Source organism: Amycolatopsis sp. NPDC058986, assembly GCF_042741125.1.
In the GTDB taxonomy this organism is placed as follows: domain Bacteria; phylum Actinomycetota; class Actinomycetes; order Mycobacteriales; family Pseudonocardiaceae; genus Amycolatopsis.
The window spans coordinates 97,874-113,288 of sequence record NZ_JBHYJW010000019.1 but is presented as its reverse complement, the minus strand read 5'-3'; the positions used below and the strand labels follow the sequence as shown (position 1 = coordinate 113,288).

At 70.2% G+C, this 15,415-nt stretch carries 12 protein-coding genes; 5 read left to right on the top strand and 7 right to left on the bottom strand.

What is annotated here, in order from left to right:
• Window positions 1–10 precede the first annotated feature (10 nt).
• Entirely contained in the window at window positions 11–718 is a 708-nt protein-coding gene (gene trmB / locus ACFW0G_RS18885) for a tRNA (guanosine(46)-N7)-methyltransferase TrmB (RefSeq protein WP_378326607.1), read from the top strand.
• 514 nt (window positions 719–1,232) lie between these two features.
• Here trmB and ACFW0G_RS18880 read toward each other — a convergent pair.
• Both ACFW0G_RS18880 and ACFW0G_RS18875 read right to left on the bottom strand, forming a co-directional pair.
• Window positions 1,233–3,542: an FtsX-like permease family protein gene (locus ACFW0G_RS18880; protein ID WP_378326606.1), complete on the bottom strand. Its 2,310-nt coding sequence runs from the start codon at window positions 3,540–3,542 to the stop codon at window positions 1,233–1,235.
• A 76-nt stretch (window positions 3,543–3,618) separates the two neighbouring features.
• Window positions 3,619–4,329 carry an ABC transporter ATP-binding protein gene (locus ACFW0G_RS18875; protein WP_378326605.1) on the bottom strand — a complete coding sequence of 237 codons (711 nt, stop codon included), beginning with the start codon at window positions 4,327–4,329 and terminating at the stop codon, window positions 3,619–3,621.
• A gap of 179 nt (window positions 4,330–4,508) precedes the next feature.
• Between ACFW0G_RS18875 and ACFW0G_RS18870 the strand changes: the two genes are divergently transcribed.
• Genes ACFW0G_RS18870 through ACFW0G_RS18860 form a run of 3 tightly spaced genes read left to right on the top strand, consistent with a single transcriptional unit; the run spans window position 4,509 to window position 8,297 of the window.
• Complete coding sequence (locus tag ACFW0G_RS18870) at window positions 4,509–6,308, top strand: sensor histidine kinase (protein ID WP_378326604.1); 1,800 nt, start codon at window positions 4,509–4,511, stop codon at window positions 6,306–6,308.
• Window positions 6,305–6,961, top strand: coding sequence for a response regulator (locus ACFW0G_RS18865; protein WP_378326603.1), 657 nt, complete (start codon window positions 6,305–6,307; stop codon window positions 6,959–6,961). Before ACFW0G_RS18870 ends, ACFW0G_RS18865 begins: the two co-directional genes overlap by 4 nt.
• A gap of 25 nt (window positions 6,962–6,986) precedes the next feature.
• The gene (locus ACFW0G_RS18860) at window positions 6,987–8,297 is read left to right on the top strand and encodes an amidohydrolase family protein (RefSeq protein WP_378326602.1); all 1,311 of its coding nucleotides are present in this window, start codon (window positions 6,987–6,989) and stop codon (window positions 8,295–8,297) included.
• Here the strand turns inward: ACFW0G_RS18860 and ACFW0G_RS18855 are convergent.
• The 5 genes from ACFW0G_RS18855 to ACFW0G_RS18835 all read right to left on the bottom strand — a co-directional run bounded on the left by ACFW0G_RS18855 (window position 8,294) and on the right by ACFW0G_RS18835 (window position 14,630).
• Window positions 8,294–8,980, bottom strand: a complete 687-nt coding sequence (locus ACFW0G_RS18855; RefSeq protein ID WP_378326601.1) for an SDR family oxidoreductase — start codon at window positions 8,978–8,980, stop codon at window positions 8,294–8,296. The genes ACFW0G_RS18860 and ACFW0G_RS18855 overlap by 4 nt on opposite strands.
• A gap of 280 nt (window positions 8,981–9,260) precedes the next feature.
• Complete coding sequence (locus tag ACFW0G_RS18850; protein ID WP_378326600.1) at window positions 9,261–10,610, bottom strand: SdrD B-like domain-containing protein; 1,350 nt, start codon at window positions 10,608–10,610, stop codon at window positions 9,261–9,263.
• 112 nt (window positions 10,611–10,722) lie between these two features.
• Window positions 10,723–12,828, bottom strand: coding sequence for a PhoX family protein (locus tag ACFW0G_RS18845; protein ID WP_378326599.1), 2,106 nt, complete (start codon window positions 12,826–12,828; stop codon window positions 10,723–10,725).
• Between the two features lie 121 nt (window positions 12,829–12,949).
• Window positions 12,950–14,170, bottom strand: a complete 1,221-nt coding sequence (locus ACFW0G_RS18840) for an MFS transporter (RefSeq protein WP_378326598.1) — start codon at window positions 14,168–14,170, stop codon at window positions 12,950–12,952.
• Window positions 14,160–14,630: a MarR family winged helix-turn-helix transcriptional regulator gene (locus ACFW0G_RS18835; protein ID WP_378326597.1), complete on the bottom strand. Its 471-nt coding sequence runs from the start codon at window positions 14,628–14,630 to the stop codon at window positions 14,160–14,162. The genes ACFW0G_RS18840 and ACFW0G_RS18835 overlap by 11 nt, the downstream gene beginning before the upstream one ends.
• A gap of 65 nt (window positions 14,631–14,695) precedes the next feature.
• Here ACFW0G_RS18835 and ACFW0G_RS18830 point away from each other — a divergent pair, with 65 nt between their 5' ends.
• On the top strand, window positions 14,696–15,334 hold the full coding sequence (locus tag ACFW0G_RS18830) for an HAD family hydrolase (protein ID WP_378326596.1): 639 nt from the start codon (window positions 14,696–14,698) through the stop codon (window positions 15,332–15,334).
• The last annotated feature ends 81 nt before the right edge of the window (window positions 15,335–15,415 follow it).

Below are 15,415 nucleotides of genomic sequence, written 5' to 3'. Positions count from 1 at the left end.
GGTTGGGCCCGTGGAGAGCGAGGACCAGCCACGACTGCGCAGCGTGGTCAGCTATGTCAAACGCGGCGGCCGGATGACCGTCGGCCAGCAACGAGCCTGGGAAGAACAGTGGCCGTCGCTCGGCCGCACGGTCACCGAGCTGCCGCCGGGGCCGGTCGACTTCGACGCCTGGTTCGGCCGCTCCGCTCCGGTGATGCTGGAGATCGGGTCCGGCATGGGCGAGACGACCTCGCAGCTGGCGGCTGCCGCGCCGGAGCTGAACTACGTCGCCGTCGAGGTGTACGACCCCGGCCTCGGGCAGCTGATGCTGCGTGCGGAGAAGCTCGGCGTGACGAACCTGCGGCTCATGCACGGCGACGCGGTGATCCTGCTGAAGGAGCACGTCGCGCCGGACTCGCTGGCCGGGGTGCGGCTGTTCTTCCCGGACCCGTGGCCGAAGAAGCGCCACCACAAGCGGCGGATCGTGCAGCCGGACTTCGTCGAGCTGGTGGCCTCGCGGCTCGCGCCAGGCGGCACCTTCCACCTGGCGACCGACTGGGAGCACTACGCCGAGCAGATGCTGGAGGTGTGCTCGGCCGCGCCCGCGCTGCGCAACCGCCACGCCGACGAGCCGGGTGGCTGGGCGCCGCGCCCGGACTGGCGCCCGGTGACCAAGTTCGAGCAACGGGCCGACGTCGAGGGCCGGATCTCCCACGACCTGATCTTCGAACGCCGCTGACACCGCCGCGACGGTGACACCGGATCGTGGTTTTCGAGGCGGAGTTGTCCACAACCGGCTGAACCCTGTGGACAACCCCGTCCTGACGTGCCGAGCACCTGGTCAGGATGTCCGTGAGTGCTTCATTGAGGTTTTCTCGGTAGGTGTGGGGCGCGGCTTTGTTGGTGGGCGCTTCCCCAGGGCCACTGCGGGCCCGCGATGTGTCGCGAACGCCCCGTTCGGGACGTTCATCGTCGGCAACGGAGCGTTCGCGACATCGGACGAACGGCGCCGACGAGCGTGGCAAGTCCGAGGGACGCCCTCGGCACACCCAGACCAGCGCACCGAAGACGCCCGGCAGCACCCAGGGGCCCAGAGCCCCTGGCGAGAAAACCCCGATGCGGCCTTCACCGACCAGTGGCGACACCCCGCAAACGCGCTGAAGGGGACCTTCCCCGCACCCCGAGCGAGGAAAGTCCCCTTGCAGCTACCCCCGTAACTCGCCCCTCCCCCGAATCGAGGGGCGAGCACGTATCTATTCGTCGGCCAGCGGCTCCGCCTGCACCCGTTTCAGCGCGGGCGTGCAGACCGACGCCCCGAGCAGCGCCACCAGCACCCCGAGTACCACCGGCGCCGCGATCCACGGGCTGAGCACTATCGAGCCCTTGTTGACCAGGCTGAACAACCCGATCCCGACCAGCGTCCCGACCGCTCCGGCACCGATCGTCGCCACCAGCGCGGGCAGCGCGGCCTCCATCCGCAGCGCCTTCGCCAGCACGCGCACCGGCGTCCCCGCCGCGATCAGCGCGCCGAAGGTGCGCCGCCGGTCCATCACCGAGCCCGCGGTCGCGACCGCGGCACTGCACCCGGCGAGGATCCCGGCGGCGAGCAGGCCGATGACGGTGACCCGGCGCAGGTCGCCGAGCTCGACCTCCTGACGGTGCAGCCGCTGCTCGCGGCTCCAGATCAGCTCGCCGCCCGCGGCACTGACGAGTGCGGTCCGCACGACCTCGCGGTTCGCGTCGGTGGTCGGCGCCACCACGCTGATGTATTTCGGCTTGACCTCGGCAGGCAGCACGGCCGGGTCGATGATGAACGAACCCGTGAGGTCCTTGTCCGCGTTGGTGATCTTGTGGACCGGCGTGTTCGGCGCGAACGCGGCGGCGGACAGCTTCTGTGCGCCGGGATCGCCGGTGACCTTCCACTGGGCGAGATCGACCGGCGCGTCGCCGTAGATACCCGGAGCACCCTGGCACGAGCCCGCGACGCCGAACCGAGTCAGCTTCGCGGCCTCCGCGCAGGGCATGACCAGCGCGGACCGGGCCTGCCTGCTGCGGCCTTCACCGGACACCAGTGACACGGTCGCCACCGGGAGCGCCCGAGCCGACTGGCCGTACTTCGCCAGCGCCGCGTTGGCCTGGTCGACCGCCTGTGCCGAGTGGGCGCTGTCGGTGTCGAAGTAGAGCACGGAGTCCTGGAACGACCGGCCGCCACCGGCCAGCGACTCGAACGTCGGCAGCAGCGTCAGCGCCATCGAACCGGCGAACACCGCCAGCACGATCCCGGCCGACGACCGATACGCGCCCTTCGGGTCCTCCCGCAGCCGCCGGCCCGCCAGCAGCGCCGCCGGGCGGCGCCAGATCCGCACGAACGTGCCGCCCACCGCGGACGTCACCCACGGCCCGACCACCATCGCGGACCCGACCAGCAGGAACAGCCCGCCCATCACCAGGGCCATGCCGTTGGAGTTCTCCTTCGACGTGGAAATCGCGTAGAGGAAGAACAATCCGGCCGCGGGCAGCGCCAGCAGGCGCCACCACTTCAGCGGCTTCGGCGTGTGGTTGCCCGCCGCGAACAACGGCGTCTTCAGCACCCGGCGCAGGCCGAGCACCCCTGCCAGCACCACCAGCACCGGCAGCGCGACGACCAGCGCGGCGGCCAGCCCGACCGGCAGTGCGAAGTCCGAGGTCTGCCAGGTGCCGCCGTCCCACGGCACAAAGGTCGCCAGCGCGGCCAGGCCCGGGCTGACGGCGAGCCCGGCCAGCGCGCCGATCGCGGCCGACAACGTGGTCTCGGCGGCGACCATGCCGGTCACCTGGCCGGGGGTGGCCCCCGCCAGCCGGATCGCGGCCAGCCGCCGTTCCCGCCGGGCCGCGGTGAGCCGGGCCGAGGACGCGACGAGCACCAGGCTCGGCACGAGCAGCACGATGATGCCGACCCAGGCCAGCAACGTGAGCATGCCGTCGACGCTTGCCTTGCCCTGCGGGAACGAGGTCACCGGACGGGCGCTCTCCGGTATGGAGTCCGGCGACTGGCCGGCGAACGCGACCAGCTGCTCCGGGTACTTCAGCGCCTCCGGCCCCAGCTCACCGACCACCTTGCCGTACCGGTCGGCGAGGTGGGCCGAGGTGTCGGACTGGATGAGCTTGGCGAGCGCGGGCGACACGTAGGCCTGACCCGGCCCGGGCAGCCCCGGCAGGCCGGGGGACGGCTTCAGCGCGGTGGCGTCGCCCTTCCCGGTCAGTGCGACGTCGACGCGGGCGATCTCCTGGCCGTGCGCGTAGTCCTTGGAGTCGAGCATGAGCATCGGCACCGAGTTGCGTGCCTGTGCAGCGGACGCGTCGTAGTCCTGGGATTCCTGCTGCGAGCTCGTGGTGTAGTGCCCGTAGTAGTAGCCCTCCTGCCAGATCGCGCGCTGGGCGCGAACCTGCGTGGCGAAGGGCAGCGCGGCGAGCAGGAGCACCAGCGAGGTCGCGACGGCGACACCGACCGCTGTGAGGATCGCCGAGGTGCGGGTGCGCCGGTCGATGCGCAGGACCCGCAGTGCGAGGCGGAGCGAGTTCATGCGATCGCCTCGCTCCGCGAGACAGTGTTGAATCCTTTTTGGCGCATGATATCCATGATTCGCTTGCAAGCGGCGCTCATGCCGCGACCTTCGAAGCGATCAAGCCGTCACGAATGGCGACAGTGGTAGGCAATGATTCGGCGAGGTCGCGGTCGTGGGTCACCACGATCACCGCGGCACCCGTTTCGCGGGCCGCGTCGAGCAGCGCGTCCATGGTCTCGCGGCCGGTGCGGGTGTCGAGCGCGCCAGTCGGTTCGTCGGCGAAGATCACCTTCGGCCGGTGGGTCAGCGCCCGCGCGATCGCGACACGCTGGGCCTGCCCGCCGGACATCTCGCCGGGACGCCGGTTCTCCATGCCCTTCAGCCCGAGGCGTTCGAGCCAGATCCGGCCCGCGTCGATGGCTTCCTTGCGGCCCTTCCCAGCCAGCAGCGACGGGAGCGCGACGTTCTCCTCCGCGCTCAGCTCGGAGACGAGCATGCCGGACTGGAAGACGAACCCGAATTCGGTGCGGCGCAGTTCGCTGCGCTTCTTCTCGCCGAGCTGGTCGACCCGTTGACCCGCCAGGTAGATCTCGCCCGAGTCGGCGCGGAGGATTCCGGCGAGCACGTGCAGCAGCGACGTCTTCCCGGAGCCCGACGGGCCGACGATCGCGACCGCGTCGCCCGCCCGGATGTCGATGTCGACCCCGGCCAGTGCGTACTGGGCGCCGTAGCGCTTCACCAGCCCACGGCCGGAAAGAACGGGAGCGCCGGTCCACTGTGGATTGTTCGGCTGTCGCGGGTGCACTGTGGTTCTCCTCGTCGTTCACCGTGTTTGACCAACGGCGACGAGCTTCGCCGAAACGGGAATGTGTCCACTTCGGGCAGACGGCCAGTGCTGCGCCGCCCGGCATCGGCCGATCGGCCGACCCGGTCCGGGCCACACGGCCAAGGTGCGGGGCGCGGGCGATCCTCTACCGTTTCGTTGTGGCCGCCGAAAACACCGAGACCTCGTTCTACGCACGCGCCAGAGAGTTCGCGCGGCGGCTCGGCGTGCCCGCGATCGTGTTGTTCGGCGCGCTGCTGTTCGACATCCTGTTCCTCGGCAGCGCCGCGATCGACGACGCCGGCCCCAAGTGGGTCGACCTGTGGCTGTTCCCCGGCATCTTCGCGATGGCGGGCTGTGTGTGGTGGTCGCGCTCCCGCGCCGCCGTCGCCGCTGCTGCCGGGGCAGGCGTGCTGGTCCTGTCCAGCGTGCTGATCCGGTACACGCACGCGCCGACGTACTCGAGCCTGCTGGCGAACCTTTCCATCACCGAGGTGGTGGCCGGGGTCGAGTTGGTCTACTTCGCGGCGCGAAAGACCCGTCTCGGTGTCGCGTTCGCGGTGATCGGCTCGCTCGTGGTCGGCGCGCTGTGTGCGGTCTTCGGCCGTGTCCACACCTACTACCTCAGCGGCAATCAGGTCGTGACCAGCATGTTCGTCGGCTTGGGCCTGCTGGCCGGCGCCACCGTGCTCGGCCTGATCGCCCGGCCGCGCAACCTGCCGAAGCCGAAGACACGCTGGCTGGCCGACCACCAGTCACCGACGGTCCGGCTGATCGCCGAGACCCTGCGCAACCAGTGGCCACTGGTGGGCATCCTCGCGCCGCTGTTGCTGATCGACTTCATCACCACCTACAACAACAACTTGCGCCCGCTGCCGATGCTGGTCTGCTCGATCGCCGCCGCGGGCATTGTCCTGATCGCCCCGCGTTTTCCGGGACCCGCCACGGTGGCGTTGGCGGCCGTGTTCTTCCTGACCACGCTCGTTTCGCCCTTCGCCGGGCGCGGCATCCTCTGGGGCGGTGGGTTGACGCTGCCCGAGGTGGCAGCCGGGATGGGCATGGTCGTGCACCTCATCCGTCTGGTCCCGGCGAAGCGCGCCTGGCCGAGAATCGGGTTGCTCGCCGTAACGGTCGCGATCAGCGCCACGTTCGGCGGCGACGCGAAGGGTGGCCGGGTCAGCTCGGAGCTGCTGGGCATGTTGTTCGTCGTCGCGGCGCTTCTGCTCGGGCTCGCGGTGGCCACCGGGCTGTTCCTGCGCTCGCGGGACCGCGAACGCAAGCAGGTCATCAAGTCCGCGGTCACCGACGCGCAGACGTCCGAGCGGATGGCGCTGGCCCGCGAGCTGCACGACGTCGTCGCGCACCACGTCACGGGGATCGTGGTGCAGGCGCAGGCGGCGAAGATGATGGCGGCGAAGGACCCGCAGATCGCGGTCGAGGCGATGGGCCGGATCGAGCACGCCGGGACCGAGGCACTCGTCGCGATGCGCCGGCTGGTGAGCAGCATGCGCGGGGACACGCCCACCGGGTCGAGCGAGTTCAGCGAGCAGGCGACCACCGATCTCGGGGCGGACCTGCGCAGGCTCGTCGAGGGCTCCCAGCACGGTGTCGAGACTTCGACCCACATCGACCTGCCACCGGATCTGCCGCACGAGGTCGGCCGGTCGGCGCTGCGGCTGGTCCAGGAGGCGCTGACGAACATCGGGAAGCACGCGTCGGGTGCGACGGAAGCCCTGGTCGTCGCCGAGGTCGCCGGGCAGGAACTGCACCTCCAGGTGACCGACAACGGCCGTGAGCCGGACCGCCGTCCGGCCGGGGGATCGGGAGGATACGGTCTGGTCGGTATGCGCGAACGGGTCGCGTTGCTGCACGGCAGGATCTCCGCGGGCCGGGCCCCGGACGGGGGCTGGCGGGTCGAGGCCTGGCTGCCGCTCGCGGAGCAGAGGAACGAGGACGAGTGATCCGGGTACTGATCGCCGACGACCAGGAAATGGTGCGGATGGGGTTCCGCATGATCCTGGACGCGCAGGACGACATCGAGGTGGTCGCCGACGTCGCGGACGGCGTCTCGGCGGTGGCGAAGGCTCGCGAACTGCGTCCCGACGTGTGCCTGCTCGACATCCGCATGCCCGGCCTCGACGGGCTCGAGGTCACCCGGCAGCTGGCAGGCCCGGACGTCACCGACCCGCTGAAGGTCGTCGTGGTCACCACGTTCGACCTCGACGAATACGTGCACACCGCGTTGCGCAACGGCGCCAGCGGCTTCCTGCTGAAGGACGCCGGGCCCGCGCTGCTGATCGAGGCGGTGCGCGCGGCGGATCGCGGCGACGCGCTGGTGTCGCCGCAGATCACCGTCCGGCTGCTGAAGCACTTCGACGGCAGCAACGGCAAGGCGAAGCGCAACGCCCCGCCGCCGTCCGAACCGCTGACCGCGCGCGAGATGGACGTCGTGAAGGCGGCGGCGCGCGGTTTGACGAACACCGAGATCGGCGCCGAGTTGTTCCTTTCGCTGTCCACGGTGAAGACGCATCTGGCCTCGGTGCAGAGCAAGGTCGGCGCGCGCAACCGCGTCGAGATCGCGGCGTGGGCCTGGCGGAGCGGTGTCGTCGACTGACAGGGTGAGCCCGTAAGATCTCGTCATGTCGCGCCGTTTTCACGCCCCCGTCGTCCTGCCCGCCGATCCCTCCTGTTCCCTGCTGCGTGACGCGGTCGTAGATGTCGGCGAAGACGGCCGCATCACCTTCTGCGGTCTTCGCGCCGAGGCACCGGAATGGTCCGGCGCGGTCACCGAGCTGACCGGGATCCTGCTGCCGGGCCTGGTCAACACGCACGCGCACAGCCCGATGACGCTGCTGCGCGGGATGGGCGGGGACCTGCCACTGCTGCGCTGGCTGCGCGAGATCATCTGGCCCGCCGAGGCGAAGCTGCGGCCGGAGGACATCCGGGCCGGGATGCTGCTCGGCTCGCTGGAAATGCTGCGGCACGGTGTGACGACGAGCGCCGAGATGTACTTCGAGGGCGAACAGCTCGCCGACGCCGTACTCACCACCGGTGGGCGCGTGCTCATCGCGCCGCCGGTGATGGACCTGCCGACGTTGGGACTGACCTGGCGTTCGACGCTCGGCGCGATCGACAAATGGATCGACACCGACGGGCTACGCTTCGGCGCCGGTGACCGGATCGAGCTGAGCTACGGACCGCATTCGGCGTACATGCTTTCCCCGGAAGGCCTCGCGGCGACGGCGGAATCGGCCGCGGCCCGCGGCGCGCTGGTGCACATCCACGTCGCCGAGGCGGCGCTGGAGGACACCGCGCAGCGCGAGGAGTTCGGCTCGGTGCCGAAGCTGCTGGAGCAGGTCGGCATGCTCCAGGGCCGGATGCTCGCGGCACACGCGATCCATCTGTCCGATGAGGACATCGAGTTGTTCGCCAAATACCGGGTCGGGGTGGGGCACTGCCCGGGTTCCAACGCGAAGCTCGCCTCCGGGATCGCGCGGATCGCGGAGCTGCGTGCCGCGGGCGTCGACGTCGGGATCGGCACCGACGGCCCGGCCAGCAACGACGACATCGACCTCTGGGAGGAAATCCGGCTGACCGCGATGTTCGCCCGGCTGGCGACCGGCGATTCGACCGTGCTCACCGCGGCCGACGTCTTCATGCTCGCCACCCGCGGCGGGGCCGCGGCGCTGAGCCGCCCGGACATCGGCGCGCTGGAGCCGGGCCGCTGGGCCGACATGGTGCACGTCGACGTCGACGGCCCGGCGTTCGCCGCCGGCCTCGACGTCCCGGACGAACATCTGCTGTCGAACCTGGTGTGGGCCGCGGGATCGCGGTATGTGCGGGACGTCTGGGTCGCGGGCGAGCAGGTCGTGGCGGACGGCGAATCGACGCGGGTGGAGCGGGCCAAGGTGCAGGCCGCGGCGGGCGAGGCCGCGGCCCGGCTGCGCTAGCGGTTCGTGCGGGGCCGGAGCACGACCTCGGTGAGGTGTGCCTCGGGGCTCGCGGTCACGGCCGTGCGGACGGCGGCGGCCACGGACTCGGGACGCAGGTAGCGGCCGGGGTCGTAGTCGTTGCCCTCGCTCGCGACGAGCGCCTGCTGCATCTCGGTGTCGGTACGCCCCGGGTACACGGACGTCACCCGCAGGGCCTGCTCCTCCTCGCGAAGCGAGTCGGCGAAGGCACGGACGGCGAACTTGCTGGCGGCATACGGCCCCCAGCCGGGCCGCGCGTTCTGCCCGGCACCGGAGTTGATCACCACGACGTGCCCCTTCGCCGCGCGGAGCGCGGGCAGCAGCCGCCGGGTGAGCTCGACGACCGCGAGGACGTTGACGTCGAAGTTGTCGCGCCAGTCCTGCGCGGTGGAGTCGGCGAGCGTGGCGACCTTCGCGACGCCGGCGGAGTGGACGAGGACGTCGAGTTTGCCGATCGCGGCGGCGGCCTTGTCCAGTGCTTCGGGATCGGTGAGGTCGACCGGCCATACGCTGCTGTTCGGGACCTCGGCGGCGATCTTGGCGAGCGCGTCGGCGTCACGGCCGCCGAGGAGGAGACGGTGGGTCGGGGCGAGTGCGCGGGCGATCGCCGCGCCGATGCCGCGGGAGGCACCGGTCACCAGGGCAAGGGGAAGCTCGGTCATGCTCCCCACGGTAAGGGCGGTGGTGGGTTGGGTCCGGGTGGGGTGCTGAAGGACCCCTTCGGTGCACTCAATGCACTGAACGCGTCCTTCAGCACGGCGAACGCACCGAAGGCGTCCTTCACGGACTGCCCGAGGCGTTGTCCACAGGTAGTCGGCCGTTGTGGACAACTCCGGCCTCAGCGGCTCGTTTTCGGGGTTTCGTCGTACCCCGGCGATAGAATGGTCTTGGGGTCGCCCCCCGGAGCGGGTGGGGGACACCCCCACGTAGCGAAGGAGTGGGTCAGGGGGTCGAGGCCAGGCGGATGCCGGGGATGAGGCCGAGGTCCAGAGCCAGGTTTTCGCGGTGCGCGGCGTCGATCGTGGTCGGCGGGGTGCAGCCGGTCACGGGGTCGGCGTCGGAGTCGCGGGCCGGGTCGCCGAGGTGCGGGCGGGTCGGCAGGTAGCCGGAGTGGGTGGGCGGCAGGGCCTTCACGTCGAAGCAGACCTGGTATACGCCCGGCTTCAGCTTGTCGAAGAGGTACTTTCCGTCGGCGCCGGTCGTGGTGGTGGCGACGGTGTCCCCGCCAGCGGATTTCAGCAGCACGCGCACGCCACGGATTCCCGTCTCACCACGGTCCTGCACACCGTTGCGGTTCCCGTCCGCCCAGACGTAGTCGCCGATCCGGCCGATCGCGGGCGGCGGAGTGACCACAATGGACGATGAGGCCGACTTCTCCGGCAGGGTGCCACCCGGGTAGGCCGCGGTCACCGTGGCGGTGCCGACGTGGCCGTTGTCCTGCTCGGTGACGTTCGCGTGCTCGCACAGGACGTCCCGGCTTTCCCCTGCCGCGAGCGGAAAACCGCTGTCGGGCAGTGCGCACCACGGATCCCGCACGGCGACGTTCTCCAGTGCCTGCGTGCCCTCGTTGGTGACCGTGACCTTGAACCGCGCGGTGCCGCCCGCGGGAATGGTCGCGATCGAGGCCCACTCACCCGTTGCCGGGTTCTGCACCTGCGACCGCACCGAGTACGCGGCCAGCTGCAGGTAGACGCAGTCCCACATCACCCACGTGTAGTTGGTGGCGGCGAAGAACTTCACCGACGTCGCGGAGTCCGGCGCCACCACCGGCGCGAAGTCCTGGCGTTCGAGCCCGCCCTGGTCGACGTCGCGGCCGACGTCGAGTTTGTGCTCGAGCACCTGCTTGCCGCCGCCGTCGTAGAACCGCAGACCGGTGGCCAGTGCCCGATCGGGATAGGAAAGATTCGCTTTCAGCGTCCCGGTCCAGGCGGTCAGCGTGTAGGCGCCGCCGGGGACGAACTTCTGGTCCTGTTCGGCGCTGCTGACCATGCGGTCCGGGGTCTGGACCAGCGCGTACTTCGCGCCATCGGCGGGATAGGTGCCGTCGGTGAACAGCCGTGGCGTCTTCACCCCGGGTGTCCGCGGCGGCACGGGCGCGGCCGGAGTGAAGAGGTAGCCCTCGGGGGCACCACGCTGAGTGACCTTTTCCACGCTCGGGTTCGCGGCGATCCCGCCGGTGCATCCCGGCGCGACCGGCCCCGGTTCGGTCACCCCCGAAGCGGTGGGGGTGACCGAACCGAGGACGAGGGACACGGCGGCGACCACCACAAAGCCCGCACGTGCCCTGTTCACCGGACGCTCCTGCCTGCCGACAGCTACCAACCGTGGAACACCACGAGCGAAGTTAGCTGCCGGAGCGCGGCCGCGGCATCGCTGAACAGGGTCGAATGCTCGCCACGCTCGGTTACCGGACGCCGATCTGGCCGACCAGCCCGAACCGGCCCTTCTTCCACACCGACACGATCGCGGGCCGCGGCTGCGCCGATCCGCCGTCCGGCCAGTGCGAGGTCGGGTTCGCCGAGCTCGCCGCGTTCTCGCCGGGGTGCTGCACCGCGACGAGCACCAGGTGGTCGGTCACCACCGGGCCGCAGGTCTCCGCGCCGACCGGCACCGAGAGGAACTGCTTGACGTGCCCGCGTTCCGGCCCGTCGACCGGGACCGAGAACAGGCCGTCGTTGGCGCCGAGCACGTTGCCGTCGGTGGCGATCCACAGGTTCCCGTGCCGGTCGAACGCGACGTTGTCCGGGCACGAGATCGGGCTGACCTGGTCCTTCGGGAACCCGCCGAAATAGGTGTCCGCGGTCGCCGGGTCACCGCAGACGAGCAGCAACCGCCAGGTGAACTTGGTCGACGCGGCGTCGCCGCGATCCTCCGCCCATTCGAGGATGTGGCCGTTCTTGTTGCCCTTGCGCGGATTCGCCTCGTCCGCAGCGGCTTTGCCCGCCGCGCCGCGGTCGCTGTTGTTGGTGAGCGCCGCGTAGATCCGGCCGTTGACCGGGTTCGGCTCGATGTCCTCCGGACGGTCCATTTTGGTCGCCCCGGCTTTGTCCGCGGCGAGCCGGGTGAAGACGTAGACCTCTTCCGCGGTCATACCGTCCACAAAGGACTTGTCGCCGCTGGCCAGCGGAATCCATTCGCCGACGCCGTCGAATTCGCCGTCCGAGGGGAGCTTGCCGGTGCCGTCGATCTCGCCTGCCGGGCTGTCGCCGGTGAACTTGCCGACGTAGAGCGTGCCTTCGTCGAGCAGCGCGGAATTGTGCCGCCGCGCGTGCGCGCTGTCGCCCTTCTTGTACTTGCCCTTCGAGACGTACTTGTAGATGTACTCGAAACGCTCGTCGTCACCGGAATACACCGCGACGCGGCCGTCCGCGGTGATCTTGACGTTCGCGGCCTCGTGCTTGAACCGGCCCAGCGCGGTGTGCTTGATCGGCGTCGAATTCGGGTCGTGCGGGTCGATTTCGACCACCCAGCCGAACCGGTTGGGTTCGTTGGGCTCCCGCGCGACATCCCAGCGCTTGTCGAACCGTTCCCATTTCCGGGTGCTCGCCCCGGTGCCGACCGCGTACCGCTTGAGCCGCGACGCGGTGGCGGGGTCGGCGACCTTGTCGGCGTTGGCGAAGTACTGGTGGAAGTTCTCCTCGCCGGAAAGCACCGTGCCCCAGGGCGTTACGCCGCCGGAGCAGTTGTTCTGCGTGCCGCGTACCTTGCGCCCGGTCGGATCCGCCGAGGTCTTCAGGAACTTCGACCCCGCGGCAGGGCCCCGCACCTCGAACTCGGTGTCGAGCGTGATCCGGCGGTTGTAGCGGCTCGGAACCGCCCGCAGGGCACCGAAAACCGGGTCACGGTAGGTCTGCACGACGGACAGGCCGTGGGCGGCCCAGGCGATCTTGACCTGTTCTTCGGTCGGGTTCGCCGGGTCGTACTGGTCGGCGGGGAACAGGTGCACCTCGGTGGTGTACTCGTGGTTGACCACCAGCAGATTGCGGACACCCAGCGGATCCTGCGGGATCAGCCCGACGAAGTCGTTGTTGTAGCCGAACTGCTTCGCCTGTGCCGCCGCGGTCTGGTTGCGGAAGTCGAACTTCGGCGCGCCGGGCACCACCGCGTCGCCCCACCTGATCACGACGCTCTGGTCATAGCCCTCGGGAATGCTGACCTGGTCGAGCTTGTTCGGCGGCACCGGGTCGAAGTCGGTCCCGGGCGCCGGGCGGTCCGGGTGCCCGGGCCTGCCCGCCGCGGCGGGGACGGCACCGGCGGCGGGGCTGGCGGCCGCCGCCGTGCCGGAGAGAGCGGCGAAGCCGCCCGCCGCCGCGGCGAGCACCGCGCCCGCCTTCAACGCTCCGCGCCGGGACACCACGTCCTTGACGACGTCACCGAAGTACTCGTTGCCGGACGGGTTCGGTGCCGGGTGCGCACAGGCGTTGCCACAGCGGTACTCGCAGGTGAGGGGAGAACGTCCGCCGGGGTGTACGGGGTACAACGGCAGCGGACGTCCACGCTCGAAGGACACGGGGCCTCCAGGGTCACTCAGTCGGGAACGAGCCGACCGTAAGTGCCCGAAGCCAGCCGATTCGGACAAACAGGTGAACAACGGGTGTATTCCGCCTGTGTGCCCGAATGGTTACGGCTGGTCAGAACTCTTCGTCGCCCACCAGCGCGGCTTCCTTGGGCACCGTGTGCGGGTCCGCCTGCCGCGTCCGGACCATGAGCAGCCCACCCGCGCCGACGCACAGCACCGCGGCGACCACGAACGGCGCGTGCGGCGAACCGAACCAGTCCGCGACGTGCCCGACCAGGGTTGCCGCGACGGCGCCGCCGAGCCAGCGGCAGAAGTTGTAGCCCGCGCTCGCGACCGGGCGCGGCGCGTCACTGATCGACATCGCGGTCCCGGTGAACAACGTGTTCAGCAGCCCGGAAACCAGGCCCGACAGGATGATCCCGACGACGATGACCGGCTTGCTCGGCACCGCGAGCACGACCATCAGCACCGCGTAACCGAAGACCGCGAGCGCCGCCGCGTGCCGCTCACCGAGCCGGGCCGCCAGCTTCGGCGCGAACGCGACACCCGCGACCGCGACGCAGACACCCCAGCCGCAGAAGATCAGGCCGACCGCGATGGCGCTCCAGCCGAGGACGAACGGCGACCAGGCCAGCACCGCGAAGAACGCCGCGGTGTAGAGCGCGGACGCGATGGAAGTCCGCAGCAGGCCGGGGTGTCGCAGGGCGCGGATCGGGTCGAGGAGCTTGATCGGATCCCGCTTCTCGTGCGCGTCGCTGCGCAGATAGACGGCGCACAGCACGAGTCCGCAGGCCATCAGGATCGCGGTGCCGACGAACGGGCCGCGCCACGAGATGCTGCCGAGCAGCGCGCCCAGCAGCGGGCCGACGGCGAGGCCGAGACCGAGCGCGGCCTCGTACAGCAGGATCGCGCCCGCCTGCCCGCCGGTCGCCGCGCCGACGATCACGGACAACGCGGTGGCGATGAAGAAGGCGTTGCCGAGACCCCACACCGCACGCAGTCCGACGAGCTGTTCGATCGAACCCGCCGCCGCACACAACGCCGTGGCCAGCACGATCAGCGTCAGCCCGACGAGCACCGTGCGCTTGGCGCCGAACCGCGCGCTCGCCGCGCCGGTCACCAGCATCGCGATGACCTGGACGCCGAGGTACGACGAGAACAGCAGCGTCACCTGCGACGGCGTGGCGTTCAGTCCTTTGGCGATGGACAGCAGGATCGGGTCGACGAGCCCGATCCCCATGAACGCGATGACCGCGGCACCCGCGGTGATCCATACCTGCTTGGGCTGTCCTTTGACGGCGTCCAGCAGGCTCGCGTGTCCTTCAGCGCTCATCGGGGATCAGTTCCTCCTTCTTGAATCCGATCGGCTTGGTTTCGACCAATTTGGTGAGGGCGGGCAGCGCGGCCTCGATGGCGGCGCGGTCGGCGTCGTCGAGTTCCATGAGCCGCTCGCGGAGGAATTCCTCCCTGGCGGCGGCCAGTTCGGCGTAGAAGCGGTTGCCCTCGTCGGTGACCTCGACGAGCACGGCCCTGCCATCGGCCGGGTCGGGTGTGCGGCTGACGATGCCCATCCGTTCGAGGCGGCGGACGACATCGGTCATCGACGGCATCCGGACGCCTTCCAACTCGGCCAGCGCGCTCATCCGGCGCGGCCCGCCCTCGATCAGCTCACGCATGACGGACCCCTGGGTCAGGGTGAGCGTGAGCTGCGGGGTCTGCCGGCGGATGACGTAGTACAGCCGGAAGAACAGGGGGCGGAGCTCATGCGCCAGGTCGGCCACTCGGGAAGTCACTTAGCTATGCTAACAAATTTAGTTAGGGTGTCGAAGTAATTCCACTCACAGCTACCCTGCGAGGTATGGACGCGGTGATCTTCGACCTCGACGGCGTACTGGTCGACTCCGAGCGGATCTGGGACGAGGTGCGGCGCGCGGTCGTCGCCGAACACGGCGGAACCTGGCGACCCGAGGCGACCAGGGCGTTGCAGGGGATGAGCACCCCGGAGTGGGCGCGCTACCTCGTGGAAGAACTGGGCACACAGCTCACGCCGGGCGAGGCGGCAACGCTGGTCGTCAAGCGGATGGCCACGCGCTACGCCGAGGACCCGCCGTTGATCGACGGCGGAGTGGACGTCGTGCGCGCTGTCGCGGACCGGTGGCCGGTGGCGATCGCCAGCTCGTCACCGCCGCTGCTCATCAAGGGCTACCTGGACGTCACCGGCCTGCCGGTGGCGGTCGCGGTGTCCTCGGAACAGGTCGGCGCCGGGAAGCCTGCCCCCGACGTCTACCTGCGGGCGGCCGAGCTGCTGGACGTCCCGGCGGCGGACTGCGCGGCGGTCGAGGACTCGACGAACGGGCTGAAGTCGGCGATGACCGCGGGGATGGCGGTGTACGCGGTCCCGAACCCGCACTTCCCGCCGGACCCCGAAGTGCTCAAGGAGGCCACCGCTGTGGTCGACGGCATCACCGCGCTCCCGGCCGCGCTGGGCGTGGGCTGAAGGGGACTTTCGTCTCGTAGGACGCGCTGAAGGGGACTTTCCTCGCATGCGATGCGAGGAAAGTCCCCTTCAGCTCACAGC